This window comes from Streptomyces sp. NPDC049627 (assembly GCF_044465645.1).
Lineage (GTDB): Bacteria > Actinomycetota > Actinomycetes > Streptomycetales > Streptomycetaceae > Streptomyces.
In genome coordinates, this window is sequence record NZ_JBITLW010000012.1 from 165,412 (window position 1) to 190,675 (window position 25,264).

At 70.8% G+C, this 25,264-nt stretch carries 22 protein-coding genes; 6 read left to right on the forward strand and 16 right to left on the reverse strand.

Annotation, left to right across the window (positions count from 1 at the left end; all coding sequences use genetic code 11):
- Nucleotides 1–213: 213 nt before the first annotated feature.
- Nucleotides 214–2,337 carry a SpoIIE family protein phosphatase gene (locus ACIBU0_RS30660; protein ID WP_398824876.1) on the reverse strand — a complete coding sequence of 708 codons (2,124 nt, stop codon included), beginning with the start codon at nt 2,335–2,337 and terminating at the stop codon, nt 214–216.
- 105 nt (nt 2,338–2,442) lie between these two features.
- Between ACIBU0_RS30660 and ACIBU0_RS30665 the strand changes: the two genes are divergently transcribed.
- The 3 genes from ACIBU0_RS30665 (at nt 2,443) to ACIBU0_RS30675 (ending at nt 6,055) form a co-directional block, all read left to right on the forward strand.
- Nucleotides 2,443–3,042 (forward strand): 2'-5' RNA ligase family protein, encoded by a 600-nt coding sequence (locus ACIBU0_RS30665; protein ID WP_398824878.1) that lies wholly within the window; start codon nt 2,443–2,445, stop codon nt 3,040–3,042.
- Nucleotides 3,043–3,414: 372 nt separating this feature from the next.
- Nucleotides 3,415–4,806, forward strand: coding sequence for a family 2B encapsulin nanocompartment shell protein (locus ACIBU0_RS30670; RefSeq protein WP_398824880.1), 1,392 nt, complete (start codon nt 3,415–3,417; stop codon nt 4,804–4,806).
- Nucleotides 4,793–6,055, forward strand: coding sequence for a SufS family cysteine desulfurase (locus ACIBU0_RS30675; protein WP_398824882.1), 1,263 nt, complete (start codon nt 4,793–4,795; stop codon nt 6,053–6,055). The genes ACIBU0_RS30670 and ACIBU0_RS30675 overlap by 14 nt, the downstream gene beginning before the upstream one ends.
- A gap of 84 nt (nt 6,056–6,139) precedes the next feature.
- Here the strand turns inward: ACIBU0_RS30675 and ACIBU0_RS30680 are convergent, their stop codons facing one another.
- The 4 genes from ACIBU0_RS30680 to ACIBU0_RS30695 form a co-directional block, all read right to left on the reverse strand.
- Nucleotides 6,140–7,345, reverse strand: coding sequence for a glycoside hydrolase family 64 protein (locus ACIBU0_RS30680; protein ID WP_398824884.1), 1,206 nt, complete (start codon nt 7,343–7,345; stop codon nt 6,140–6,142).
- 115 nt (nt 7,346–7,460) lie between these two features.
- Nucleotides 7,461–8,141, reverse strand: coding sequence for a DUF4232 domain-containing protein (locus ACIBU0_RS30685; protein ID WP_398824886.1), 681 nt, complete (start codon nt 8,139–8,141; stop codon nt 7,461–7,463).
- A 174-nt stretch (nt 8,142–8,315) separates the two neighbouring features.
- Complete coding sequence (locus ACIBU0_RS30690; protein ID WP_398824888.1) at nt 8,316–9,155, reverse strand: class I SAM-dependent methyltransferase; 840 nt, start codon at nt 9,153–9,155, stop codon at nt 8,316–8,318.
- Between the two features lie 79 nt (nt 9,156–9,234).
- Nucleotides 9,235–9,918 (reverse strand): esterase/lipase family protein, encoded by a 684-nt coding sequence (locus ACIBU0_RS30695; protein ID WP_398824890.1) that lies wholly within the window; start codon nt 9,916–9,918, stop codon nt 9,235–9,237.
- A gap of 755 nt (nt 9,919–10,673) precedes the next feature.
- Here ACIBU0_RS30695 and ACIBU0_RS30700 point away from each other — a divergent pair.
- Together ACIBU0_RS30700 and ACIBU0_RS30705 are read left to right on the forward strand one after the other, a co-directional pair.
- Nucleotides 10,674–11,918, forward strand: coding sequence for a choice-of-anchor Q domain-containing protein (locus ACIBU0_RS30700; protein WP_398824892.1), 1,245 nt, complete (start codon nt 10,674–10,676; stop codon nt 11,916–11,918).
- 32 nt (nt 11,919–11,950) lie between these two features.
- Nucleotides 11,951–13,621: a carboxylesterase/lipase family protein gene (locus ACIBU0_RS30705; RefSeq protein ID WP_398824894.1), complete on the forward strand. Its 1,671-nt coding sequence runs from the start codon at nt 11,951–11,953 to the stop codon at nt 13,619–13,621.
- 28 nt (nt 13,622–13,649) lie between these two features.
- Here the strand turns inward: ACIBU0_RS30705 and ACIBU0_RS30710 are convergent, their stop codons facing one another.
- The 5 genes from ACIBU0_RS30710 to ACIBU0_RS30730 all read right to left on the reverse strand — a co-directional run bounded on the left by ACIBU0_RS30710 (nt 13,650) and on the right by ACIBU0_RS30730 (nt 17,688).
- Complete coding sequence (locus ACIBU0_RS30710) at nt 13,650–14,279, reverse strand: TetR/AcrR family transcriptional regulator (protein WP_398824896.1); 630 nt, start codon at nt 14,277–14,279, stop codon at nt 13,650–13,652.
- Between the two features lie 116 nt (nt 14,280–14,395).
- Nucleotides 14,396–15,118 (reverse strand): FAD binding domain-containing protein, encoded by a 723-nt coding sequence (locus tag ACIBU0_RS30715; protein WP_398824898.1) that lies wholly within the window; start codon nt 15,116–15,118, stop codon nt 14,396–14,398.
- 138 nt (nt 15,119–15,256) lie between these two features.
- Nucleotides 15,257–15,799, reverse strand: a complete 543-nt coding sequence (locus tag ACIBU0_RS30720) for a hypothetical protein (protein ID WP_398824900.1) — start codon at nt 15,797–15,799, stop codon at nt 15,257–15,259.
- A gap of 59 nt (nt 15,800–15,858) precedes the next feature.
- Nucleotides 15,859–16,842 carry a hypothetical protein gene (locus ACIBU0_RS30725; protein ID WP_398824902.1) on the reverse strand — a complete coding sequence of 328 codons (984 nt, stop codon included), beginning with the start codon at nt 16,840–16,842 and terminating at the stop codon, nt 15,859–15,861.
- A gap of 240 nt (nt 16,843–17,082) precedes the next feature.
- The gene (locus tag ACIBU0_RS30730; protein WP_398824904.1) at nt 17,083–17,688 is read right to left on the reverse strand and encodes a TetR/AcrR family transcriptional regulator; all 606 of its coding nucleotides are present in this window, start codon (nt 17,686–17,688) and stop codon (nt 17,083–17,085) included.
- Between the two features lie 134 nt (nt 17,689–17,822).
- On the opposite strand from ACIBU0_RS30730, the gene ACIBU0_RS30735 reads away from it, so the two are divergent.
- Entirely contained in the window at nt 17,823–20,615 is a 2,793-nt protein-coding gene (locus ACIBU0_RS30735) for an AAA family ATPase (protein ID WP_398824906.1), read from the forward strand.
- Nucleotides 20,616–20,644: 29 nt separating this feature from the next.
- Here the strand turns inward: ACIBU0_RS30735 and ACIBU0_RS30740 are convergent, their stop codons facing one another.
- The 6 genes from ACIBU0_RS30740 to ACIBU0_RS30765 all read right to left on the reverse strand — a co-directional run bounded on the left by ACIBU0_RS30740 (nt 20,645) and on the right by ACIBU0_RS30765 (nt 25,138).
- The gene (locus ACIBU0_RS30740) at nt 20,645–20,818 is read right to left on the reverse strand and encodes a hypothetical protein (RefSeq protein ID WP_398824908.1); all 174 of its coding nucleotides are present in this window, start codon (nt 20,816–20,818) and stop codon (nt 20,645–20,647) included.
- A gap of 118 nt (nt 20,819–20,936) precedes the next feature.
- On the reverse strand, nt 20,937–21,758 hold the full coding sequence (locus tag ACIBU0_RS30745) for an SDR family oxidoreductase (protein ID WP_398824909.1): 822 nt from the start codon (nt 21,756–21,758) through the stop codon (nt 20,937–20,939).
- Nucleotides 21,759–21,850: 92 nt separating this feature from the next.
- Entirely contained in the window at nt 21,851–22,114 is a 264-nt protein-coding gene (locus ACIBU0_RS30750) for a hypothetical protein (RefSeq protein WP_398824911.1), read from the reverse strand.
- Between the two features lie 110 nt (nt 22,115–22,224).
- Nucleotides 22,225–23,835: a cation acetate symporter gene (locus tag ACIBU0_RS30755; protein WP_398824913.1), complete on the reverse strand. Its 1,611-nt coding sequence runs from the start codon at nt 23,833–23,835 to the stop codon at nt 22,225–22,227.
- Nucleotides 23,832–24,266: a DUF485 domain-containing protein gene (locus tag ACIBU0_RS30760; protein WP_398824915.1), complete on the reverse strand. Its 435-nt coding sequence runs from the start codon at nt 24,264–24,266 to the stop codon at nt 23,832–23,834. The genes ACIBU0_RS30755 and ACIBU0_RS30760 overlap by 4 nt, the downstream gene beginning before the upstream one ends.
- Before the next feature lie 206 nt (nt 24,267–24,472).
- Nucleotides 24,473–25,138 (reverse strand): TetR/AcrR family transcriptional regulator, encoded by a 666-nt coding sequence (locus ACIBU0_RS30765; protein ID WP_398824917.1) that lies wholly within the window; start codon nt 25,136–25,138, stop codon nt 24,473–24,475.
- Nucleotides 25,139–25,264 lie beyond the last annotated feature (126 nt).

A 25,264-nucleotide genomic window follows, 5' to 3' on the forward strand; every position in this document is an offset into this window, starting at 1 on the left:
GCCCACCCGGTGAGGCGGGCGTGGGTCAGGATGACAGCGCAGCCTCTTCTGCCTGTCTCCGTCGCCTCCGCAATCCCGACCACCAGGGGAACAGGCGCACTTACGGGGCGGGCGACGGCGCATGAAGAGCGCGGCGTGACGGCAACGGCGTGACGGCAGCGGCGTGGGGTGGCGTGTTCCTACGGCGTACGCGGCGTACGCGGCAGATCTCGATCAGCCGGAGGCTGTGTCGAGGCGCAGCAGGAGAAGTGCGATGTCGTCCCTGCGCCCCGCCACGGAGCCCGCCTGACTGAGCAGGTCGTCGATGACCAGGTCCAGGTCGCGGTCGTCGGCCTGGGCGAGTCGGTCGGCGAGGTCGGCGATGGAGTCGTCCAGGTCGACTCCGGGCCGTTCGACGAGGCCGTCGGTGTAGAAGGCGAGCATCAGCCCTTCGGTGAGCGGGATCTCGGTGACGGGGAAGGCCGCGTCGGGGTCGATCCCGAGGAGCGGGCCGGGCGGGACGTCGAGGGGTCCGGGGTCGCGGCCGGGGAGGCTCAGGAGGGGCGGTGGATGGCCGGCGCTGGCCAGGCACACGCGTCGGCCCACGAAGTCGAGGTGGGCGTAGAGGCAGCTGGTGAACAGGTCGGGGCCGAGGTCGATGAGGAGCCGGTTGGCTCTGGAGAGGAGCTGGTCGGGGGGCGTGCCGAGGGTCGCGTGGGCGTGCACAGCGGTGCGCAGCTGTCCCATGAGCGCGGCGGCCTCGACGTTGTGGCCCTGCACATCGCCGATGACGGCCGCGGCGGCGGTGTCGCCGAGCCGGATCAGGTCGTAGAAGTCGCCGCCGATGTCCATGCCCCGGGTGGCGGGCAGGTAGCGGGCGGCGACCCGCAGTCCGGTGACCGTGGGAAGGGTGCGGGGCAGCAGCGCCTGCTGGAGGTGGTGGGCGAGCTCGTGTTTGGTGTCGTACAGGCGCGCGCGGTCGAGCGCCTGGGCGATGAGCCCGGCGAGGGATGTCATGACAGCGCGTTCCTCGGCCGGGAACCGGTGGGGCTGCCGGTAGCTGAGGACGCAGATGCCGACGGGCCGGCCGGAGATGATCAGCGGGAGGAAGGCCCAGGCCTGCTTGCCGCTGACCTGCGGGGCCTCGGGATAGATCCGCCTCATCTCGTCCGGCTCGGAGAAGAAGGCGGGGATGCCGCTGCTGAGGGCGCGCCCGGCCGGGGTGAACCCGGTGTCCAGGGGCAGGCCGTCGAGACGCTCGATGGTGTGGGCGGCGTAGCCGCGGTGCCCGATGATCCGCAGCCGGCCGGCGTCGGCGGTGGACAGGACCAGGCCCTGGGCGCCGAAGGCGGGCATGATCTGGTCGGCGACGAGGTCGACGACGTCCTGGACGCCGACGACCTCGGTGAGCCCCGCGGCCAGGTGCATGAGCTGGTAGAGCTGCCCCGCGCGGGCGGGTGTCGTGGTGCGCGTGGTCCGTGCGGGCGCCGGGGAGGGCAGGGCCTGCGCGCCGCTGGGCACGATGCGGACGCTGATGCCGCTGGCGTCCGGGTAGAGGTGGAACTCCAGCCACTGGTCGGGCGGGCGGCACGCGGTGAAGGAGACGGGCTCGCGGCTGATCACCGCGGCGCGGTAGCGGTCCTCGTAGGTGGGGTCGTCGAGCCAGCGCAGGGACTGCCACGGCAGCGTGCCCAGCAGCTGGTCGGCGTCGCGGCCCAGCAGAGCGCAGGCCTGCGAGCTGAGGTAGGTGATGCGCCCCGTCAGGTCCAGGGCGCAGCTGCCGCCGGGCAGGCGTTCGACGAAGTCGGCGGCGGCCAGCGCCGGGGGTGTGGGCGGGCGGCCGGCGGGGGCGGGGAGCACGCGGGGCTTGTCGCCGAGGGCGGGGGACGTGCCGGTCTGGTCGGCTTCTTCGAGCAGCCGGGCCAGACGGCGGCAACTGGACGCGATGTGGCCCTGCTCCCGCCGGGTCATGTACGGGGGACGGGTGGCCGGCCACATCAGGAGCAGGGTGCCCCACTGCCGGACGCCGGTGACCGGCGCGGCGGCCAGCGCCAGCGGGTACGGGAGCGCCATCGCGGTGCGGGGATAGGAGTGGGCCATCTCCTCCTGGCTGCTCACCCACACCGTGCGCTCGTCGCGGACGGCGTCGGCCACCGGGGCCGGAGCGCTCATCGGAACCCTGGCCCACGGTGCGGCGAAATCGGCCGGGGCCCCGCACAGCACGTCCAGCCGCAGCACCTGCTCGTCCGGTGTGAGCAGGTACAGGGCGCCGATGGCCGCACCGGTCCGGCGTACCGTCTCCGCGAGCGCGGCATCCAGCTCAGCGGTGGCGGCAGCCCGATCACCCGTGCTGGTCACGAGGCACCTCCAGCGGACCCTCGTCCCTATGGGGACGTTACGCCCCTACCGAGTACCCGGCACGCCACCCGGCGCCTCGACAGCCCCGAGTGGGAGCATGACGATGTGGACGGAGACCCGGTCTTCGGCGGGGCCGAGCCGGTGGATGCGCTCGAGGTGGCACCGACGGCCCGGACGGCGGTGGCGTGGCTGCCTCCGCGAGAGCTCTGGCCTGCCATCCAGGACATCCGCTGGGAGCACGATCCACAGGTACGGCGCTGGCCGCCGCATGTGAACCTGCTGTTCGGCTTCGTACCGGAGGAGGAATTCGGGCGGGCCGTGCCGCTGCTCTCCGCCGTCGCGGCGCGGAGCACGCCCTTCACGGCGCGCCTGGCCGGTGTACGGCACTTCCGGCACCGGCACTACGCGACCGTATGGCTCGATCCGGCCGCGGCGGACCCGGCGCCATGGGCCCGCCTCCACCGAGAACTGCACCTGCGGTTTCCGCTCTGCCGTGGGCGCGGCGGCCGCTTCACCCCGCATCTGTCCCTCGGCCGCACCCAGGACCCCAAGGCGCTGGCCGCCGAGTGCGCCGTCCGGCTGGGCACCCTGTCGGCGTCCGTCGAGGAGGTCGTCGTGCTGTCCCGACGCGGCGAGGAGCCCATGCGGCCCCGAGCCGTGATCATCCTGGGCACGGGCGAGGTGCGCCCCCAAGGCCACGGATGATTGCGGGTTCAGATAAACACGGCCCCAAGGGGGCTCGTATAAGCACGCCTTTAAGGGATCAAAAGCTGTGATACGGGGCCACATCAAGTCGTCCATGGGCGATTGACGGCGTGGACGGCCGCTCCCCGGCTCCCCCTCCGGGCCGTCCTCCCTTCGCCGCTCGCCCTTGCCGGCACCGGCCTGCCGGGGTGTGCCGTGGGGCGCGCCCGCCCCTCCCACGTGGAGCGTTTTCGGCCCGGGCCGTGCCGACCGGTGTTCCGCGCACCTTGTGAGGGCCGGACACCGGCTGCACGATCGGCGTCGCTCGTACAGACGTCCGCTCTCGGAGCAATCCGTGAGCGATCCGTGAGCAGTCCGCCTGAGGAGGCCCCTGTGTCGACCGACCGCATCAGCCTCAGCCCCGATGCCGCCCGGCAACTCGCGACGGCCACGAAGACCACCCCGCAGATGCGCGGCATCACCCCGCGCTATCTCCTGCGCGCCCTTCCCTGGGTCGACGTCGAATCCGGTGTCTACCGGGTCAACCGGCGCCGTACCTACGTGCTGGGCGACGACCGCATCAGCACCCACACCGACGAGGGAAGGCCACGCGTCGTTCCGGGCGACTTACGCGAGATCCCCTACCTGCGCGACAGCGACGACGCGCTTCTCGGCCACCTGGCCGACGCCTTCACCGAGGTGAGCTTCGAGGCCGGCCAGGTGCTCGTCCAGGAGGGCGACACCGCCGAACACCTGTGGGTGATCGTCCGGGGCCGCGCCGAGAAGCGGGCCGCGGGGCGGTACGGCGACGAGGCGCTGATCCAGGTCCTCGGCGACGGGCAGTACTTCGACCTGGAGGCGTGGACCAAGGACGAGCCCATGGCGTACACCGTCAAGGCCGTCACTCCCGGCGTCGCCCTGCGGGCCGAGCGTTCCGCGCTCGCCGGGCTCATGGAGCGCGACGAGGCGCTGCGCGGGGCGGTGGACTCGTACGCGTCGGGCGACATGCCCGCACCCGGGAGCGAGGCGCCCATCGACCTCAGCGGCGGTCATGTGGGTGAGGTCGACCTGCCGAGCACCTACGTCGACTACGAGGACGCGCCGCGCGAGTACCACATGACGCTCGCCCAGACGCGGATGATGGTCCACTCCCGCGTCGCCGACCTCTACAACGGGCCGATGGACCAGACGCGGACCCAGGCCAACCTGACCATCCAGGCCCTGCGCGAGCGGCAGGAGAGCCTGATGCTCAACCATCCCGACTTCGGGCTCTTCCACAACGTCCCGGCCGGCCAGCGCGTGCAGGCGCGCACCGGCGCTCCCACCCCCGACGACCTGGACGAACTCCTCGCGAGGGTGTGGAAGCAGCCCGCCTTTTTCGTCGCGCACCCGCGCGCGATCGCCGCGTTCGGGCGCGAATGTACGCGACGGGGGGTGCCCCCGGTGACGGACAGCCGCTTCGGAAGCCCCTTGCTGACCTGGCGGGGTGTGCCGTTGCTGCCCTCCGACAAGGTGCCCTGCCCGGGCGGCTCGGGTGATGCCGTCGGCACCACCGAGATCCTGCTGATCCGGACCGGCGAGGCCGAGCAGGGCGTCGTGGGCCTGCGCCCCGCGGCCGTGCCCGACGAGGTCGAACCGGGCCTGTCCATGCGGAACATGGGCATGGACCACAAGGGCATCACGTCCTATCTGATGACGGCCTACTTCAACACCGCCGTGCTGGTGGACGACGCCATCGCCGTACTCCAGAACGTCGAGGTGTCCAAGTACCATGACTACGTCTGAGGTTCCGGGTACGGCGACCTGGCGCCAACCAGGCGTCTTCACGGCCGAGTCGGTGCGGCAGGACTTCCCGATCCTGCACCGGACGGTCAACGGCCACCCCCTCGTCTGGCTCGACAACGCGGCCACCACCCAGAAACCACGTCAGGTCATCGAGGCGCTCACCGCGTACTACAGCGCCGCCAACTCCAACATCCACCGCGGTGCCCACACCATGGCGCGGGAGGCCACCGAGGCGTACGAGGCGGGCCGGGCGGCCGTGGCCGACTTCCTCGGTGCCCCGAGCCCGGACGGCATCGTCTTCGTGCGCGGCACCACGGAGGCCGTCAACCTGGTCGCGCAGACCTGGGGCCGGGCCCACCTCGGTCCCGGCGACGACATCCTGGTGCCGGTCCTGGAGCACCACTCGGACATCGTGCCGTGGCAGATGGTCGCCAAGGAGACCCGGGCCCGGCTCGTGCCGGTCCCGCTCACGCCGGACGGCGGGATCGACCAGGACGCGTACGCGGACCTCCTGTCCTCGCGCACCCGGCTCGTCGCGATCAGCCACGCCTCGAACGTCCTCGGCACGGTCCCGCCCGTCCGGGAGATGACGGCACTGGCCCACCGCTACGGCGCCAGGGTCCTGGTGGACGGCGCGCAGGCCGTCGCCCACTTCCCCGTCGACGTGCGGGACCTGGACGCGGACTTCTACGCGTTCTCGGGCCACAAGCTCTTCGCGCCGACCGGGACAGGTGCCCTGTACGCCAAACCGGAGCTCCTCGCGGAGATGGCGCCCTGGCAGGGCGGCGGCAACATGATCGAGTCCGTCGACTTCGCGGAGACCACGTTCGCGGCCGTCCCGCACAAGATGGAGGCCGGCACCGGACACATCTCCGGAGTCATCGGACTGCTCGCCGCCCTGAACTGGCTGACATCCCTCGACCGCGAGGCCGTGGCCGTGTACGAGGAGGGCCTGATGTCCTATGCCCGCGAGGCCCTCACCACGGTGCCCGGACTCGAGCTGATCGGTTCGGCGCCCGACCGCATCGCCGTGCTCACCTTCACGCTCGCCGGGCAGGACCCGGCCACCGTCGCCGACTGGCTCGACCGCGACGGGATCGCCGTCCGCGCCGGCCACCACTGCGCCCAGCCGGCCCTCGCCCACTACGGGTTGGAGTCGGCGGCGCGCGCCTCCCTCGCGCTCTACAACACGTACGAGGAGGTGGACCAGCTGATCGCGTCCCTGCGCAGACTGCAACGGAGCGGCTGACAGCAGGGCGGCGGTTGCTCCGGCCGGATGGTCGTCCGGCCGGAGCAACCGCCTTTTGGATCCCGCCGCCACCTTGACGGATGGTCAGCTGAACGGATCCAGCGTGAGGTACGCCTGGCGGGGGTTGCCGTCGTGCACGAGCGACTCGTGATGGCCGACGTCGTCGAAGGCGAAGGCGTACGCCTTCCCGTCGGCCGTCTGTGCGTGGATCTTGCGGGCGTAGTGGTTGGTGACGGCGTCCTTGTAGAAGGCGTCGGAAGTGGCGTCGGGCTGATTGGGGTTGACGAGCAGCGTGGAGCGGTTGAACCCGGCACACAGCGTGCGCGAGATCGGGCCGCGTACCAGGTCGTTCGGTGCGTCGAGCCTCCTGTGGCAGCCGAAGACGGAGGAGGCGTCCGGCTTCTCGAAGCTGGTGACGACGGTGCCGGCGCTGTCGGTGAAGCGCAGGACACCGCCGGAGACCCGGCCGTAGTACTTGGTGCCCGGTTGGTCGGCGAACGGCGTGACCGTCAGCGTCGAGGTGGCGTACTTCTGCCAGACGCGGTTGACGTAGTCGTCCATGACCGTGGCGGGCAGGGCTCCGGTCTCCAGTCCGTACAGCGGCGACAGGGCGCGCAGCACGGTGCCGTCGGGTCGGGTCTGGATCAGGTTGGCCCAGCCTCCCGGTTGCCCCCTGAGGGCGTTGAAGAAGCCGTTGTATCCGCCGGGCTTGAGCCGGCCGGTGCTTGCGGTGCTGCCGTCCGCCCGTTGCACTCCCACCGCGTAGGGCGCGGAGAACATGTCGACCTGTGTGCTGTTGATCCACAGGCCCGAGTCGTTCAGGGTGTACTCCGACCAGTTGAACAGGATGTTCCGGTTGGGGTCGCTCGGGTTCTGCACGGCGGGCTGCACCAGGCCCCCGGTGGTGAGCTTGAACACGAGTTTCTGGCCGTAGGAGAAGTACACGCGGCCCGAGAGTTTCGGCATCCGGATGGTTGCCGACTGCCCCGCCGCCGGCCCCGGGATCGCGGCGTCGGGTGCGGGTGTCGGCGGGTTTCCGCCCGCCGGCCAGGGGTGGAACGCACCGGCGGCGTCCGCCCAGCCCTGCCGCCCGGTCGACAGTTCGGTGCCGAGGTTGTAGATGTACACCTGCTCGCCGCGGGCCGAGTTGTTGGTGATCTTCAGAGGGATCGTCGCCGGGACGGCGGCGTGGGCCGGCGTCCCGGCTCCGGTCACGAGCAGTGAACCGGTGAGGACCGTGACGATGGACAGACTCACGGCCGCGGCCGCGCGTCTGAGTGTCCGTAACATGCTCCGTCTCCGTTCGACGAGGGCCGACTGGGCACGTTCTGAGAGCGCTCTCAGGGTTGCGCCTTGGTACGGACCTGTCAACGAGGCGGCGGAAGCCTGTTACGGACCGGAGTGGTCAGTAGGTGAGCGCGTCCTCGGCGGTGCCGAAGAAGCTGGTGACCTGGCCGTCGTTGACCGTGACGGGGCCATCGTCGATCGGCACCGTCGTCGGGCTCTCGGAAGCCGTGAGGGCGATCTCCACCTTGTCGGCACTCTTGCCGCCCGCGGTGTCGGCACGCGAGAACAGGATCCCGGCGTACGCCCTCTCGCCGGCCTTCAGCATCCAGTCCTTGCCGGCGGGTCCCATGTGCTCGGAGGCGCCGTCGAGCCCCGGAATGGTGATCACCAGGTCGTTCGCGGGCAGGAGGCAGGCGTCGCCGCTCTTGTTGGTCGCGGTCAGCAGGGCGTGGTTGACGGGCCGGGACGCGACGGTGACGTTGTAGCCCAGGTCGGCCGTCTCGCACATGCCCACACCACCGTCCTGACCGTCGTCGGCTCCGGGCTCCGAGGACGGGGTGCTGCCGCCACTGCCGGAGGAGCCGCCGGTGCCACTGCCACTGCCACCGTCACCCGGGGCGGCCGTCGAGGGCGCGTCGGCACCCGCGTCCGAACCCGCGGCGGACGAGCTCGCTGCCGTGCTCGGGGCGGCGGAGGTGTCCTTGTCGGCGTCGCCGTTGCACGCGCTCAGCGCCAGGATGCCGAGCGAGAGAGTGGCGAGTACTGCGGTGGTACGACGTGAACGAGCTGTGTAAGCCATGAGAGCCCCCCGTGATCGGAATGTCCCGGTGATCATGCCCCACCGGAACGCCGTCGCCGCCCGTTCACACCGAGCGGGAGCCGTCTGCGCACACGTTTGTGACACTGTGACAGGGCCATGGCACAGCTCTACGGGCATGGAGGGGTGGCCCAGGGGCGGCGCCGCGGTGCGGCGTCACCTTCTGTGCGACACCGCCAGTTCGATGAGGTAGCGCTTGGTCACCCGGCCGTCGTGCCGCTCGTCGATCAGGTGCCCGATGCACCCCAGCAGCCCGTTCCTGGCGGCTTCCGGAAGAGCGCGGTGGCCGGAGTACGTCCGCAGCAGGTCCAGATAGTCCGTCGTGGTGTACGTGAGGTCCTGCTCGTAGCGGCGGAAGACCGTGGGACCGAACCGACCGCTTCGCGCGACCTCCTCCGCATGGTCCGAACCGTGGATGTCGGCGGCCTTGGGAAGCCGCAGCCCGGGCGGCGTGTCCGGGTCGAAGTGCTCGTAGCAGCGCTGGACCTCGACGAAGAACTCCTCGGTACCGCCCCTCACATGCTGGGTGCGTACGACGGCGAGCGCCCCGCCCGGACGCAGCGCGTCGGCCGCCTTGGCCATCCGTATCGCCGGGTCGATCCAGTGGAACGCCGTTGCGGAGACGACCGCGTCGAACGGCTCCCGCGGCAGCGGCCAGCTCTCGAAGTCCGCCGTGACCACCTCCACCGCCGCGGCCCCCGCCAGGTTTCGGCGGGCGACCGCGGCCATCTGCGGCCCCGCCTCGACGGCCGTGATCCGGCAGCCCCGCCCGGCCAGGGGAACCGTCGCCTGGCCGGTCCCGCAGCCCACCTCCAGTACCCGACTGCCGGGGCCGGCACCCGCGAGTTCCGCGAGGTCGTCGTACAGCTGCGGCGGATATCCGGGCCTGGACCGGTCGTAGAGCTCCGCGTCCTCGTCGAATGTCCGGCTCAGGCGCACCCGTCGGGATTCCTCGGGCCGGTCGTCGCGCTCTGCGTGCCTGGTGGTGTCGGGCATACGAAGCAGGCTAGGCGATGTCCACTCGCCGGTCGGCGGAGACGGAACGGCGGCTCCTCCGGCGGACCGAGCGAGAGGATCAGGTGTTGATCATGTCCCGGGTCTGGGCGTAGACCGTTGCGTCCATGAACAGGGCCGTGTGGCTCAGACAGGCGGTCTTTGTGTTCGCCGCGCCGGACAGGGAGACGGAACTGTCAGGGTTGATCACCGTGTCGCAGGGCGACCACCAGGTGGCGTAACGGGGTGAACCAGGCGTCTCGTCACCGGAGTTGAGGGCGGTGAGAAAGCTGGAGCCGATGCGCATCTCGGTGCAGGAGGTGTCGAAGCAGCTGTTGGCGCTGTCGGTCCCGTGGTTCGGGCCGCCCAGCGACACCCAGGCGTCGACCTTGGTGGTCCCTCCGAGGTTCTTCAGGTAGGAGCGCGAGGAGAGCCCGCCCATGGAGTGGCTGACGATGTCGACCTTCGTGGCGCCGGTGGCCGCGAGCAGACGGTCGACCTCGGCCGACAGTTGCTGGGCGGTCGTGGTGTTCGACTGGCGCCAGTCGTAGGACCACTGGTCGAGATAGGCGGACGGCCAGCCGTCGGTTCTGAACCGGTCGGCCATGGTGTTCCAGTTGCTCGCGTCGCCGGTGTAGCCGTGCACGAACAGGACGGGATTGCTGGCGGAGTTGAAGGTGGAGCTGCTCGACAAAGCCTGCGCGGGGCCTGAGGTCTGCACGGCGAGCAGGGCGCCGGCCGCGGCGACGGCGGCGACAGCGGTCATGCGGGTCTTCTTCACGAAGGACTCTCCGGGTGGGGTTCGGGACAGCGCCCGATGGCGCGTTCTGAGGGGCCGCGAGGGGCATGTCCCGGGTCACGGGACGCTGCCTGCGGGCATGCCAAGGCGTGCCGAGGGGCCGGTTCGCCGCGGCCGCACGGGGAGGACACCGGGTGTCGTTGAGGGTGGCGTGAGCGTACTGACCAGTAGGTATGGGCGGTCAAGAGGTGTGCGCGGAGTTTTCGCGCGGCTGCGCGCAATCTCATCGAGTGATGCCGGCGCGGCTGCGGCGACAGGGTTGCCGGACCCATGCCGGTGCCGTCTCTATCCGGTCATTCGACTACCGCTCGGTAGACACGGAAGTGCTTGAATGGAACGCTCCCTACAGAGCGCGGACGGTTCACGCGGACGACGGCGGTGACCCCGTCGTGCAGGCGCGGATCGCATTCCGCCATCCCCCTGCCTCGGCCCGCCTTGCTGCTCCAGCGCCGCACCGGAAGGCGCCCGGCCGCGTCTCCCGCAAGAGCCGTGTCAGGCGTCAGCCGCATCAGGATCAGCAGCAGCACCCACGAGCCGCAGTTCGCATGAACGCACGCACTCGCACGAGCCGTGTCTCGCTGAACGCCCTCGCACTCGCACGAGCCGCAGTTCGCATCAGCCGTATCTCGCGCCACCAGGAAGTCCTCGCATCGGCAGCGTTCTTCCCCCTGTTCTCTCATCAGCCGACCCCTCCCCCCTCCTCGCCGAAAGGAGTTCCCCGGATGAACGTCGGAGCCGGACCAGCGGCATTGACCCTCGTCCTCGCCACGGCAGCGGCACTCGCCACCCCCACGGCCGGTGCCGTAGCGCCAGCGGACACCGAACCCACGGAGTTCACCGTGGACACCACGGCCGACGCCGTCGATGCCGACGCGTCGGACGGCCTGTGCCGCACCGCGGCGGGCGCCTGCAGTCTGCGCGCCGCGGTGATGGCCGCCAACTCCCGCCCGGGCAGCACCATCACCCTGCCTCCGGGGCGTTACCGGCTGACCATCCCACCCGACCCCCGCCTGATCATCGGTGACCACCCCGACCCGACCGCGGGCGATCTGAACATCGCCGCGCCCACCACGATCCGCGGCGCCGGCGCACGGACCACCGTCATCGACGCCAACCGACTCGACCGCGCCTTCCGCATGCAGGCGGACTCGAACCTGTCCGATCTGACGATCACCGGGGGCGTGGCCAAGGAACGTGAACTGCCCATCACCGACACCGGGGGCGGCGGCATCGCCAACGGACACCGCATGACGCTGCGGCGGGTCGCCGTGACCGGGAACTCCGCGGGCTACGGCGGTGGCGTCTTCAACATCCCCGGCTCGCACCTGGATCTGATCGACAGCACCGTCAGCGGGAACGTCGCGGGAGAGGCCGGGGGCATCAGGTTCGACGACACCGGCACCGTGACCAACTCGACCATCGCCGACAACCGTGTGACGAACCCGGGCGACCGCCCCGGCAGCCTCGCCGGGTACGGGGGCGGGATCGACATCCGCGGACGGGGGCCCGTGGAGATCCTCAACTCGACCATTTCCGGCAACAGTTCCAGCGACGGCGGAGGCGGCATCAACATCGCCCCCGCCTACCTGGACAGCCTGCCCTCCCCGATCCCCGATGTCGTCGATCTGCCGCTGGGACGGCTGACGTTGCGCAACTCCGTCGTCGCCGGCAACACGGTCGACGGCAAGGCCGCCGACTGCAAGAAGGCGTTCGCCACCATCGCGTCGAAAGGCCACAACCTCGACGGTGACGGTAGTTGCCGGCTCACCGCCGCGGGCGACCTGCCCAGCCGTCCACCGCTGATCGGCCCCCTCGCCGACAACGGCGGTCCCACGGACACCGCCGCGCTGCTGCCGGGAAGCCCCGCCCTGGACGCGGCGCTCGACTGCCCGGCCACCGATCAGCGCGGTGTCACCCGCCCCCAGAACGCCGCCTGTGACATCGGCGCCTACGAGCACACGCCGTGACCACGCCGCTCCTACCGGCACCAGGAGATGCGATGAGACCACCAAGCCTGCGCACCACCCTGACCCGTGCCATGACCGTGCTGGTGCTTCTGCTGCTGTCCTCCCCCGCCACTCCCGTTCCCTCGGCCGCGGCCCGGGCCGATGCCGCCCACGGCTCCCTGACCGTGCGCACCGACCACGGCTGGGTGCATGGCGCGGTCCACCGTGACGGCGGCCGGGTCTTCCGGGGCATCCCCTTCGCCGCCCCGCCGACGGGCCCGTTGCGCTGGCGTCCCCCACGGCCCGCCGGGCGATGGTCCGGGGTGCGGGACGCCACCGCGCCGGCCGGTCCCTGCCCCCAACTGCCGCTGACGCTGCTGCCCGACGGCGGCCCGGTGCTGCCCGGTGAGTCCAACCGCACCGGCAGCACGACGGAGGACTGCCTGTACCTCAACGTGTGGACGCCGGCCCGCACCGGCGGCCGGCCCCTGCCGGTGCTGGTGTGGCTGCACGGCGGCGGCAACGCCTACGGCGCGGGCAGCGACTACGACGGCGCGGCGCTGGCCGCGCGCGGCCTGGTCGTGGTGACCGTCAACTACCGGCTGGGCGCACTGGGGTTCCTCGCCCATCCCGCCCTGTCGGCGGAGAGCGGCGACCACGCCTCCGGCGACTACGGGTTGATGGATCAGCAGGCCGCACTGCGCTGGGTCGGGCGCAACATCGGCGCCTTCGGTGGCGACCGCGACCGAGTGACCCTCGGCGGCCAGTCCGCCGGGTCCGTCGACACCTGTGCCCATATCGCCTCCCCGACCGCCAAAGGCCTGTTCCAGCGGGCGATTCAGCAGAGCGGAAGCTGTGCTTCGGACGGCGCTCTGACCCCGCTCACGCTCGGCGCGGCCGAGCAGAAGGGACGAGCCTTCGCGGCCTCGGCCGGCTGCGCGGACCCGACGACCGCGGCGACCTGTCTGCGCGCGCTGACCACCACCGAACTCCTGCGCGCCACCGGGACCGGGACGGCATCCCTGTGGGGCCCGAACACCGGGCCACGCGTCCTCCCCCGCCCTCCGCGCACAGCATGGGCTGAGGGACGAGTGAACGCGGTGCCGACGCTGAGCGGCACCACCCATGACGAATACCGCTACTTCACCGCCCTCTACGTCGATCTGCTCGGCGGCGGACCCCTGACGCCCGACTCCTACGCCACCCTGATCAGGCTCCAGCACGGCAGCCGCGCGCCGATGGTCCTGGACACCTACCCTGCCGCGGCGTACCCGTCCCCCAACCTCGCCTACTCCGCCGTCAACACCGACCAGCGGTTCGCCTGCCCGGCACGGGCCGACAGCCTGCTCTACGGCACCCGGGCACCGGTCTACGCCTACGAGTTCCACGATCCCCAGGCACCGCCGTTCATCCCGGCGCCCCACACACCACAAGGCGCCTTCCACGCCTCCGAACTGGCCTATCTCTTCCCCACGGACGCACTGGCGCCCCTGACTCCCGCCCAGCGGCGACTGTCCGCCACGATGACCGCCTACTGGGCCCGCTTCGCCGCCACCGGCGACCCCAACGCACCCGGAACTCCCCCGTGGCCGCGCCACACGGCCGACCGGGACCGCATCCAGGTGCTGGCACCCGACCGAGTCGCACCCACCACCGGGTTCGCTGCCGACCACCACTGCGCGTTCTGGCAGCCCTCCCCCGTTCCCCGAGGAGCCGCGCGATGACGTCGGCGCTCCGGACACCCCCTGCCCCTCACCGTCCGGGGCGCGCCCCCTCCACCTGAACGCCGTGGTGAGCCGCCAGCGCCAGCAACGCCACGCCCAGCGGCCCCGTCTCCAGGACGGCGCCCGGTTCGAACCAGCGGGCGACGGCGGTGCCGCTCGCCATCCTGAGGGTGAAGCGCGCCAGTTCCTCGGCAACTTGCGGACGGCCGCCCAGCCCGAAAACGGCGCTCAGCGCATCCTGCGCCCAGGCCACCAGCGCGTCGCGGTAGTGGTGCACCTCGGCCACGGCCGCCGCGCTGGCGTCCTGCTGCACCATGCCCAGCCCCAGCAGCAGCTTCAGTCCGTGCGGATGACGCCGGAAGGCGTCCTCGACCTCTACGAGGAAGGCGTCCAGCCGCTGTGCGACGTCGGCGCCCGGCACCTCGGCCGGGGGCAGGGCCGCCAGCAGCACGGTCCTGGCGCGCTCCAGCACCGCGACGTAGATCCCGTCCTTGCTGCCGAAGTGCCAGTAGAGCGAGCTGGGCGGCAGACCGCACTCGGCCGAGATCATGGAAATGGACGTGGCGGCGTAGCCGTACCGCGACATCAGTTCGCCGGCGGTGTCGAGAATCGCGTCGCGGGACCGTGCGCCGCGGTCCTGGGCCGGTGCCTGCGTCATGCGGCCGACTCTAGGCGAGAAGCGGGCGCCCGCTCAGCCGCGCGGAGCCGGCCGGCATGGCAACAGGCCACATCCGGCGGCCGCGCGACGGTGCCGTACCTCCCCCCTGCCTCGGGTCAACGACCACGCGGGCGGGCCAGCAGTTCGCCGATGTGTTGGCGCACGATCGCCCAAGCCGTGGCGTGAAGTGTGCCGACGGTCGTGTCACCAAGCCTGTCGATCGTCTCGTCGGTGCCTGCGGCGCAGGGGACGCTGTCGCTGAGCACGTCATAGCCGTCACGTACGGCGACGTGCAGACGGTCGGCTCCGTCGGTGTCGGAGTGCAGGGCGGCCGCTACGACGAGGGGCGGCGGGCCGCCCGCATCGGCGGCCAGCTTGCGGTAGCTGCTGACGACCGGGTCACGCCAGTGCAGGCTGAGCAACAGGTGCTGTTTGGCCAGGAGTTCGGCGAGGTCGGTCTCGAAGACACTGTCGCGCTCCAGCACCGTCGCGCGGGCGCCCAGCACCAGGGCGGCGGGCAGCAGGCAGCGCAGCGTACTGCCGACGATGTTGCCGCCGACGGTGGCGGTCCGGCGTACGGCGCCGGTGCCCACGTTGGCGGCGGCCTGCCGGAGTACCTCGGGCACGCGGTCGTCGATCCGGTTCAGCACCACGGCGCCGCCCAGGGTCCCGCGGCCGATCACATTGGCCTCCGGCACGTTGCGCAGCGACATCGCCTGTGCGGGGAACCCGTCCCGTTGCCAGCCTGCCCACACGAGCGTCGCCCCGCCGACAGGCACCGCTCCCTCGGCTATGCACTCCTGCGCTTCGGACACGGACTCGGGCAGACGCAACAGCACGGGCCGACCTGCTTTCTCGACGAGTTGGTGCTCAGGCGCTCGATGCCTCGGCCGGCCGACCGAGACATGGCGCATTTTCACTCACCTCTTGGAGGCGCACACAGGTCTCACAGATGCACGGCTCAGAGTCTGGAAGCCTCACGACTGGCTGTTGAGGAATCCGATCGTCAGGGCTCCCCACCACCCGAGTTGGGAGAGGACGGCCGAGATCACGCCGCGCACGATCAGCCGCCGCGGGGGCCGGGAGCCTGCCTGTGCGACCAGCGTGCGATGAAGGGCTTGCGCGTGCACTCCGTTGAGCGCGGTCAGGAGGACGAGCACCAGCTTGACCCGGGTGAGGAGGGCCCGTGGGTCGGGGTCGAGGGCTGTCCCGCTCAGCACCAGGCCGGCCAGTCCCGCCCATACGGGAACGTGCAGCGGGTCGGCGAACTCCAGCGCCTGATGCAGGGTTCGCCTTCCCAGCAGCCACAGAGTGCCGTAGTAATCGATGGCCAGCACGGAGCCGAGCCCGATGACCAGCGCCCCGAGATGCACGAACAGCGCGGCCGTGCGGACCGCTGGGCCGACCTGCACATGGAGTGCCGCCCAAACGCTGCCCGCCCAGGCCAGACAGATGAGCGCGTCGGCGACGATGAGCGTCCAGCCGTGTCGGCGTCTACAGGAGGACGGACCCGGATTCATGCGATCACCTCCCTGAGGAGGCGGTTGGGCGGCCCGCGCCCCCAACCGCCTGAGGTGGATCAGTTTGGGGCGACCCAGCCGGCCATGATCCCCATGACGTCGCCGTGCGAGTGCCCCGTGCTTACGTACCTGCTGGTGATTTGCAGGACATCCCCGCGGTGGATCGTGCCGAGGGGATCACCGCTGCAGGGCGGCATGTCCGAGATCTCGGAGTTTCCGTGCAGGTCGATGAACTCGGGGCTGCCGCCTTCCTCGGCCACGATGGTGCACAAGGGCTTGTCGGTGGTGAGGTTCTCGGTCCGCACCGAGTGACCGCCATGGTGCAGATGGCCGCGCATGTGCACCAGCGTCCCGGAGATCGTGGACCGCCAGCGTCGGGTCTTTTCGCTGACTCCCTGCGGAACGTCGTACGCGCTGCCGAGGCATCCGCCCGCGTCCATCCAGATCGGTGTCACCGGTTTGAGCCGCGAACCAGGGGCGGATTCATGAGTGTAGGTGACGGTGATGTATACCGTCTTTTTCTCCGGGGCGTGGTTCATCAGGTCGTAGAGCATGTTCCACCGCTCGCCTCTGCCGACCTTGATGCCGTATCCGGAGGGCAGGACGCTCGCCACCCGCTCGTTACCGGAGGCGAATATGCGCTGCGGGCCGTTGCACACGACGTCGTTCTTCCGGTGGTTTCCCATCACCATGTGATGCAGCATGGGGCCCGTGTTGACATTGGCGTTCGCCCCGTCCTCATACACCAGATTGGGTTTGAATCCGGTGATGAAACAGTTGTCGCACGGCTTTTGGACGTTGAAATCGATCCGGTTGCGCGTTTCCCCGTGGTCGTGCCCGGACGCGGCAGGGATGGTGATCGGCCCGTACCGCACGGTCGTGACCTGCGAACTGTGGTCCTGTCGAGGTGTGTCGGGTGCGGACGCGGCGGCGGATGCGAAGGGGGGCACGGCGGCGGCCACGAGCGCCGTGGCGACGATGGCGGCGCTCGCCGCGAGTTTTCGGTGCAGCATTTTTTCCTCCCTCACCGGAAAGACCTTCATTCGAATCGGCCGTACCCACGGATATTGGAGGACGGCCAGTGCCGCAAGGGCGTACAGCGCATATCCAAGGGATGATCTCCCTCACCGATATGGCCTCGCTTGGCTGACCGTAGAGTGACGGGCGGCCTTTCCACTGTCAACCGATCCCGTCCGCGATGAAAACGCGAGGATTCCCACCGAGTTGCTGACCAGCGTTTCCTCGGGGTGCTCGTTGCCCGGGCCGGCGCAACACCGGCGACTTCACCGATTCGACAGCCCGGCGAACAGCCTGTGCACCAGTGCGGTCCACGCCTTGCGGTCCGGGCCCTCAAAGTCCAAGCCGGTGAGGACGTCCACCCCGAGGGACACGCACAGCACCAGGCGGGCGCAAGCCGCCGCGTCGGCCTCGGGAGCAAGTGAGCCGTCCCGTTGGGCGAGTTCGACCAGCTCCGTCAACCTGGCCTCCGCCCTGCGCAGGGCGGCGTGGACCCTTCGGGCGACCTCGTCGTCCCGCCGCGCGGCGGCGAGTGCCTCGCTGACCAGAGGCGCCCATGTGCGCCGGCGAGGGTCGGAGAGGTCGGTGGTGACCATCTGCAGCAGGTCGGTGGAGGCCGCCCCGCGGTCGAGCGCCTCGACCAGTTTGCGTCCGGCAGCCGCCAGACCGCGATCGACCGCCTCGGCGAGCAGGTCGGCCTTGTTCCTGAAGTTGCCGTAGATCGCACCCGTGGAGAGCCCGGCACGACGGGCTATGTCCTGCACCCGCGCTCGGTCGTAACCCTGCTCACCGAATTCGAGAACGGCCGCCTCGATCAGCCGGTCACGGATCAGGGCACCGGACTGCCGTGCGAGGGAATCAGGCTCTGCCACGACCCAAGCCTAACTGTGCAGGAAGGATCCAAAAGGCTCTCGCAGGAGGGGACTTCGGCCGCCTCCTCCCTTGCGCACGTCGTCGAGAATAGTCATTATTCTCGGCCTGAGGCGTCGAGCCGGGAGCGTGCGTCATGACGTACGGCACCGAGCAACCCCCCATCATCGGCAGACAGGTCGAGCGCCGGCAGCTCGCGGCGGCGGTGGACACCTGCCGCAAAGCCGGCGGCGGCGCCCTGCTCCTGACCGGTGACCACGGGATCGGCAAGACCGCACTGCTGCGGTACGCGTCCCAGCTGGCCCATGGCGTCCGCACGGTCAGGGCCGACGGCGTACCGGCGGAACAGAACCTGGCATACGGCGCGGTGCAGCGGCTGGTCAGGCCACTGGCCCCCGACATCCCTCAGCTGCCGACGCAATCGCGTGAGGTGCTTCAGCGGCTGCTGGTCGGGCATGTCCCGCCGCCCGACGAGCGATCGCTCCTCGGCGCCGCCGTGCTGGCGCTCCTGGCCCGGGCAAGCGACCGCAGCCCGGTGCTGGTCGTCGTGGACGATCTGCACCGGGTCGACGCCGAGTCCCGGTACGCCCTCGGCTTCGTGGCACGCAGGATCGGCAGTGAGAGGGTCCTGATCCTGGCCGGGACCGAGAGCCACGAGTGCGCCGCCAGGTCGGGAGTGCCCGTACTACGGCTGGCAGGCCTGAGCGACCAGGAGTGCCTGCGGCTCATCACACGAACCCCGTCCTCTCCGGTGGCGCTCCCGGTGCGTGAGGTGCTCATCCATGCAGCCGGCGGCAATCCCCTGATCCTGCTGGAGCTGTTACGGACGCTCACTCCCGCGGAGCTGAGTCGCCTGTCCCGGCTGCCCGATCCCCTGCCCCTGCCACCGAGCCTGGTGCGCCGCCGGCTCGCCGAATTCCGCCGGCTTCCCGACGACTGCCGGAGGCTGCTGTTGCTGCTGGCCGCGGAACCGGGCCTGGACCCCCTGACCTTCGTCCGTGTCGCCCAGCGGACGGAGATCGACCCGTCGGCCCTGAGACCGGCCGAGACCGCCGGCCTGCTCACCACCTCGAAGACCGTGATCTCCTTCCGGTACGACGACCTCGGCCGGGCCATCTGGCAGGGAGCGGATCTCGCCGAGCGGCACTGGGCGCACGCCGTGCTGGCGCACGTGCTGACCGAGACGCACGACGACCGTCGTTGCTGGCACGAGGCGGCCCTGCTGTCGGAGCCGCACGCCGACCTGGCCGACGAGCTGGAGCGTCAGGCCGCATGCGCCCGTCAGCACGGCAATCCGGCGCACGCGGCGGCGCTCATGGAACGCTCGGCCCAGCTGACGCACGAGGACGGCCGCCGGGCCGGCCGCCTGGTCGCCGCGGCCGACTGCAGCAGACGCGCCGGACGGCCGCGGCGGGCGGCCCGGCTGCTGGAACGGGCCGAGACTCTGATCGGCACGGACGAGCCGTCCTTGCGGGGGCACATCGCCTACCTGAAAGGGGTGATCTCCCTCCACCACTCCACAGCGCCGGACGCCTACGACGGACTCCTGACCGCCGCCGACCTGCTGGCAGCGGACAACCCGTCGCTGGCCGTCAAAGCACTGGTGGCAGCGGGGGAGGCGGGCCTGTATGCGGGAGACACAGCCTTACCGGTGCAGGCCGGCCGGCGCGCGGCGGCCGTGCTCAACGGCTCGGCGCAGGAGAAACAGCAGGCGAGCCGACTGGCCGTCGATGTTCTGCTGGCGGTCGCCGATGCGCTGCAAGGACGGCCGGCGGCCGCGGTGCCCCGCCTGCGCGAGCGACTCGGCACTGCGGCACAGGTGGACGATCCCTTGCTGCTCGCCTGGGCCTCGCACGGTGCGCTGTTCATCGCCGACGACGCCCGCGCGCGGACGCTGGCCACCCGCGCGGTGGCGCTGGCGCGCACGGCAGGTGACGTACCGACGACGGTGCACGCGATGCAGTACCTCGCGTATCCGGAGTGCTGGCTGGCCGGACCGGACACCGCGACGCTCACCGCCACCGAGGCTCTGCGGCTCGCCCGCGAAACGGGCCACCTCACCTGCCTCCGCAATCTGATGGGAATTCTGATGCTCGCTGCCGGTATCACCGGAGACGCCGGGGCCTGTGAGCAGTACGCGGACCGCGTCGTCGGCGAAGCGCAGGCGCACGGTCTGGGCCTCGCCTCGGCCCTTGGCCTGTGGGGCCTCGCCCACCTCGATCTTGCCTCCGGGAACTGGGCCGAGGCAGCTGCCAGGCTTCGCCGGCTCGTGCGTACGCGGCTCGGACATCCCGGTGTCGCGATCGAGGCCGTGCCCAGCTACGTGGAGGCCGCCGTCCGAGCCGGGAACCGGCAGCGGGCGGAACGCGCGACGGCGGCTTTCGCCCCATGGGCGGAGGCGATCGGCCGGGGATGGCCGACCGCGCTGGCGGCCCGGTGCCACGCCCTGCTGGAAACCGGCGACACCGAGCACCACTTCCGGCGCGCTCTGCGTCTGCACCCGATCGGCGATCGCGAACTGGAACTGGCCCGTACTTTCCTGCTGTACGGCGAGTACCTCAACCGCGAGCGCCGACGTGCGGACGCCCGCGCCCAGCTCCGCGAGGCGGCCGACATCTTTCGCCGGCACGGAGCGCGGCTCTGGCTCGACCGGACCCGGGCCGAGCTGCGGGCCACCGGAGACGACTGGGAGCCTTCGCAGGACGACGCCCACGCTCTTCAAGCCCGTTCCGCATCCCTGACCTCCCGGCAGCGCCAGATCGTCCGGCTGGTTGCCCAAGGCGCGACCAACAAGGAGGTGGCAGCGCAGCTCTACCTGAGCCCGCGCACCGTCGACTATCACCTCCGTCGGGTCTTCGAGCGCCTGGGGATCACATCGCGTGCCGACCTGATCCGCCGCTGCGCCACCGACACGGGTTCCGACGGATGAATACCAGGCCACCGGCCTGAGCGGCTCTCCTAGACCCTGTCCGACTCGGCGACCGCGTTGCGTTCCAGCACTTCCTTCATCCGCTCATGGCGAGCCATGTCACGCCCCAGCGTCGGAGTTCCGTCCCGCTGGACGACCACACACCAGATACCGACCCCTACTCCCACGGCAACCGGAATCAGCAGCCAGACGAGTGCTCCCACGGTGACACCTCTTCCTGCGGAGATCCTTCGGGACAGGTGTCCGACGAGGTTTCCGATATGCGCCGCGCCAAACGGAATTCGGGACTTCGTGGATCGCAATCGAAGGAGATGCCCGCGCTCACAGGTGCCGCCACGCATCGTCCGGGAGGTGGGAACCTGCCTGGGGCCCCATCCGCACCATGCCCCCGTCCACCACCCACGACGCGCCGGTGACATAGGACGCGTCCGGACCGGCGAGGAAGGCGATCACGGCCGCGACCTCGCGGGCATCGCCCGGGCGGCCCAGTGGCACACCGGGCCGCCGTTCGGTGGTGACGTCGGTGTCCGTCCGGCCCGTCATGGGTGTGGCGATCTCGCCGGGAGCGACGGCGTTGACAGTGATCCCGTGCTCGGCCAGTTCCAGCGCCATGACCTGGGTGAGCAGCCCGAGCCCGCCCTTGGCGGCGCAGTAGGGCGCCGCACCCACGCGTGGCTGGTGCTCGTGGACACTGGTGACGTTGATGATCCGGCCCCCGTCCCCCTGGTCGATCATGCGGTGGGCGGCGCGCTGCCCGCACAGGAAGGGCCCCACCAGATCGACGTCGATGACCTGACGGACGGTGTCGAGGTCGAGATCCAGGAACGGGGTCATGGTGCCGGTCCCGGCGTTGTTGACCAGTATGTCGACCCTGCCGAGTTCGTCGGCCAGTCGGTCGATGACCCCCGCGGCCTCCGGGAGCCGGGTGAGGTCCAGCTGCTCGATCGAGGCGCGCCGCCCGGTGGCCCGTACCTCGTCGGCCGTCCGCTCCGCCCCTGTGTGATCCCGGTGCCAGGTGATGCCGACGTCCATCCCGGCCTGCGCCAACCGGACCGCGGTGGCGCGGCCGATACCGGAGTCGGATCCGGTGATCAGGGCCACGGGGGCGATCCCAGGGGCAGGGGCGTCGTGACGCGGTTCCATGAAGGCTCCAGGTCTCCCCCATCGTCAGAAGCACGCCCTGCGCCACGGCGGCGAGGCGACGGGCAGGGACGACGGTCAGCGGCTCTCGTGGGTCAAGGCGCCTTCCGGCGGCGACCAGGATCTCCGCCGCCGTCCGACTCGCCCCGGGTGCCTTGGGTGCCTTCGGTGGCTTCGACACCCTCCAGCGGTTTGCCCGCAGTGGTACCGCGCTCCGGCTGGTACCCCTCCGTGCCACTTGCCGTGCCCGGCACCGTTCGCTTGCGTGCCTGGCTCTCGGCGCCCGAGTGCGCACCGGGTTCCTCGTCGCTGCGCGCCCGGTCGTAACGGTCTCCGCGGTCCTTCTTCTGCTCGGTCATGCCCGCCCTCCCATCAGGGTCGGATCGTGCAGTCCTGCCGCGTTCCCCGGGACGGGCACCGGAAACGGTCATGCGCCATGGAACAGGCAGGTTCACACCGGCGCGATCACTCAGGGGGCGTCGCTGCCCGCGAGAATGCGGCGCTCGAAGGCGGCTCGGGCGGCGGGATGGGGCTTGTCCCTGCTCAGCACGGAGCCGAGCCATCCGAGCACAACGGCCAGCGGAATGGAGACGATGCTCGGATACTTCAGCGGGAACGCGGCGAAGTCCATGTCGGGGAACAATGCCGTCGGACTTCCCGAGACGGCGGGCGACAACACGGCCAGCGCCACCGAGCTGATCAAGCCGCCGTAGATGCTCCACACCGCTCCGGTGGTGGTGAAGCCCCGCCAGTACAGGCCGTACAGCAACGCCGGGAGGACGGCTGAGGCGGCGACGGCGAAGGCCAGTCCGGCGGCGAAGGAGACGTTGATGCGGGAGGCCCACAGGGCCAGGGCCGTCGCCGCGGAGCCGATCAGCACCACGGATGCCCGGGCCACCAGCACTTCCTGGGACTCGGTCGCGCGCCCCTTCTTGATGACCACTCCGTAGATGTCATGCGCCATCGAGGTCGCCGCCGCCAGGGCGACGCCCGCCACGACGGCCAGGATCGTGGCGAACGCCGCACAGGACATCACGGTCAGCAGCACCGACCCGCCGAGGGCGTCGCCCAGCAGGAGGGTGGCCGTATTCCCCGAAGCGTTCCCGCTCAGGATCTCCTCCGGGCCGACCACGGCCGCCGCGCCGAACCCCAGGACGCCGGCCATCAGGCAGAAGGCGCACGTCAGGGCGGCCGTCCACTGGACGGACCTGCGGGCGGCTCGCGCGGTGGGAACCGCACCCAGGCGCAGCAGGAGGTGCGGAAGGCCCGCGGCTCCGAGCACCGCTCCCAGTTGCAGGCTCAGCCCGTCCAGTGTGTCGGCGGCACCGCCCTGGGACCGTGCTCCGGGTGCCAGGAAGTGCTCGCCCACGCCGCTGCGGTCGGCCGCGGCCCCGAGCAGACGGCTGGGGTTCCAGCCGAACTTCGCCAGCACGAGCAGGGCCAGGAACGCGCTGGCGACGAGCAGGAAGGCGGCCTTGAAGCACTGCACCAGCGTCGCCCCGTGCATTCCGCTGATGGCCACGTAGATGATCATCAGGACACCGAGGAACAGCATCAGGAAGTTCTGTGCGACGACTCCGGAGATGCCGAGCAAGGGGGCGGCGAGGGCACCGGCCCCCACCAGCTGGGCGGTCAGATAGAACAGGGAGATCACGAGCGTGGCGAGACCCAGGGCCATATGGACGGGGCGCGGTCGCAGATGGTGCGCGAGCACGTCGCCGACCGTGTAGCGGCCGGTGTTGTGAAACGGCTCGGCAACCAGCAGGAGCATCACCGCCCAGGCGACGATCGGGCCCAGCAGGTAGGGGATGCCGTCGAACCCGGCCAGGGCGATCAACCCCGGGGTGCCCAGCAGCGTCGCGGCGGAGATGAAGTCGCCGAACAGAGCGATGCCGTTGCGTGAGGAGGACAGTCGGCGACCGCTGGCGAAGAAGCGGCGGGGTGTGTCCGTCTCCGAGGCGTCGAGCAGGGAGATGAGCACGACCCCTACGACGAAGACCGCGAAGAAGGTGATGACGACGGCGGCGTGGTTGCCCTGGGCGAGTACGGAGCCCTGTGCGAATGCGGAGGCGGTGTTCAACGCTTCTCCCCTCGGGCCGGGAACCCCGCACGGGCCCGTTCGACCAGCGGGTCCAGAGAGGTGCGCGCAAAGCGCGCGTACCAGCGGCAGACCGCGAGCGTGGTGCCGCACTGCAGCAACGCCAACCCCAGCCCGACGTTCACATGACCGACGAGTCTGACTGCCATCACGTCCCGCGCCGTGCTCACCAGGAGGGCGTTGAGCAGGTAGAGGCCGAGTACGGCCGAGGCGACGGGGAAGATCCGGGATCGACGCGCGGCGCGCAGCTCCGCGAGGGCGGTCATCGCCTCGGGCGTGGCGCCCACTGCGTCGAAGGGGCCGCCGACGTACGCCGTCCCTCTGCTGCGTGGGGCATGGAACCCGTGCGGCGGTTCAGGGAATCCACGCGACGGTTCATGGAATCCGAGGGGCGGCTCGTTGGATCCGTACACGACATCAACTCCTCATTGCGGGCGAGGGCGTCAGGCCGTGTCCGTGCGGAAGTCACCCGCCGTGATGAACCGAACGCCGTTCGGTTCGGGGAGCTTAGAGTGGACCACGGCGTAGGACAAGGCGCCGGCGGCAAGTGCGTGCACGGGCAGGGACCCGGCGGCAGGCGGCGTCGCGGCGGGCGCGCGGGATGCGCGGGAGGCGTGGCTCAGCCGTTCGGACGGGGAGTACGCCCCTGATCCTGAGGGGCCGCGACGCGCTCATGCAGGCGGCCGAGGCCGTCGAGGAACATCTCCAGGGCCAGTTCGAAGCTGTCCCGGTCGATGGTGTCGGCGTGGTCGGCCAGGCGGTGGGCGTCCGCCAGATACGCATACCGCTCGACGTAGACCTGTACGTCGTCGTCGAACCCGCGGGCGAAGGAGGCCATCGCCGATCCGATGACCAGGTACTTGGTCGACGCCCCGATCATCGTGGCGTAGCGCGGGGGCCATCCGGCCCCGACCAGGCCGCCGTGGACGGCGTCGGCACGCCGCAGCGAGGCCTCGCGGCGGGCCGGACCGTAGGCGAGGAACGGCACGATGTGCGGGTGGGCGGCGAGGGCCGCGCGATAGGACCGGGCCCAGGAGGCCACGCCGTGCCGCCAGTCGCCGGCCTCGAAGCCGGAGACGTCCACGCCCTCCATGATGGCGTTGGCGACTTCGTGCAGGACGTCGTCTTTCGTCTTGACGTGCTCGTAGAGCGAGGAGACCTGGACGCCGAGCTCCCCCGCGAGCTTGCGCATCGACAACTGGTCGAGCCCGTCACGGTCCACGATGCCCAGCGCCGCGGCGCAGATGCGCCCCCGGCTGAGGATCGGTCTGGTCGGTCGTGCCATTGCTCCACCCCCGTATCGCTCCGCGCTCCGCTTCTCGCAGCGCCGGGATTCCGTCCCTCACGGTACCTCGTGGTCCGGTAAACCGAACATCGTTCGGGAAGCGTGAACACCCACCTTGCCCGCCAG

Bases quoted from the DNA above. Each gene is read 5' to 3' on its own strand.
- ACIBU0_RS30685 (WP_398824886.1), bottom strand. From the start codon at position 8,141: ATGGCTTACACAGCTCGTTCACGTCGTACCACCGCAGTACTCGCCACT.
- ACIBU0_RS30765 (WP_398824917.1), bottom strand. From the start codon at position 25,138: ATGGCACGACCGACCAGACCGATCCTCAGCCGGGGGCGCATCTGCGCC.
- ACIBU0_RS30695 (WP_398824890.1), bottom strand. From the start codon at position 9,918: ATGACCGCTGTCGCCGCCGTCGCCGCGGCCGGCGCCCTGCTCGCCGTG.
- ACIBU0_RS30710 (WP_398824896.1), bottom strand. From the start codon at position 14,279: ATGACGCAGGCACCGGCCCAGGACCGCGGCGCACGGTCCCGCGACGCG.
- ACIBU0_RS30680 (WP_398824884.1), bottom strand. From the start codon at position 7,345: ATGTTACGGACACTCAGACGCGCGGCCGCGGCCGTGAGTCTGTCCATC.
- ACIBU0_RS30705 (WP_398824894.1), top strand. From the start codon at position 11,951: ATGAGACCACCAAGCCTGCGCACCACCCTGACCCGTGCCATGACCGTG.
- ACIBU0_RS30675 (WP_398824882.1), top strand. From the start codon at position 4,793: ATGACTACGTCTGAGGTTCCGGGTACGGCGACCTGGCGCCAACCAGGC.
- ACIBU0_RS30735 (WP_398824906.1), top strand. From the start codon at position 17,823: ATGACGTACGGCACCGAGCAACCCCCCATCATCGGCAGACAGGTCGAG.
- ACIBU0_RS30745 (WP_398824909.1), bottom strand. From the start codon at position 21,758: ATGGAACCGCGTCACGACGCCCCTGCCCCTGGGATCGCCCCCGTGGCC.
- ACIBU0_RS30700 (WP_398824892.1), top strand. From the start codon at position 10,674: ATGAACGTCGGAGCCGGACCAGCGGCATTGACCCTCGTCCTCGCCACG.
- ACIBU0_RS30720 (WP_398824900.1), bottom strand. From the start codon at position 15,799: ATGAATCCGGGTCCGTCCTCCTGTAGACGCCGACACGGCTGGACGCTC.
- ACIBU0_RS30725 (WP_398824902.1), bottom strand. From the start codon at position 16,842: ATGAAGGTCTTTCCGGTGAGGGAGGAAAAAATGCTGCACCGAAAACTC.
- ACIBU0_RS30690 (WP_398824888.1), bottom strand. From the start codon at position 9,155: ATGCCCGACACCACCAGGCACGCAGAGCGCGACGACCGGCCCGAGGAA.
- ACIBU0_RS30750 (WP_398824911.1), bottom strand. From the start codon at position 22,114: ATGACCGAGCAGAAGAAGGACCGCGGAGACCGTTACGACCGGGCGCGC.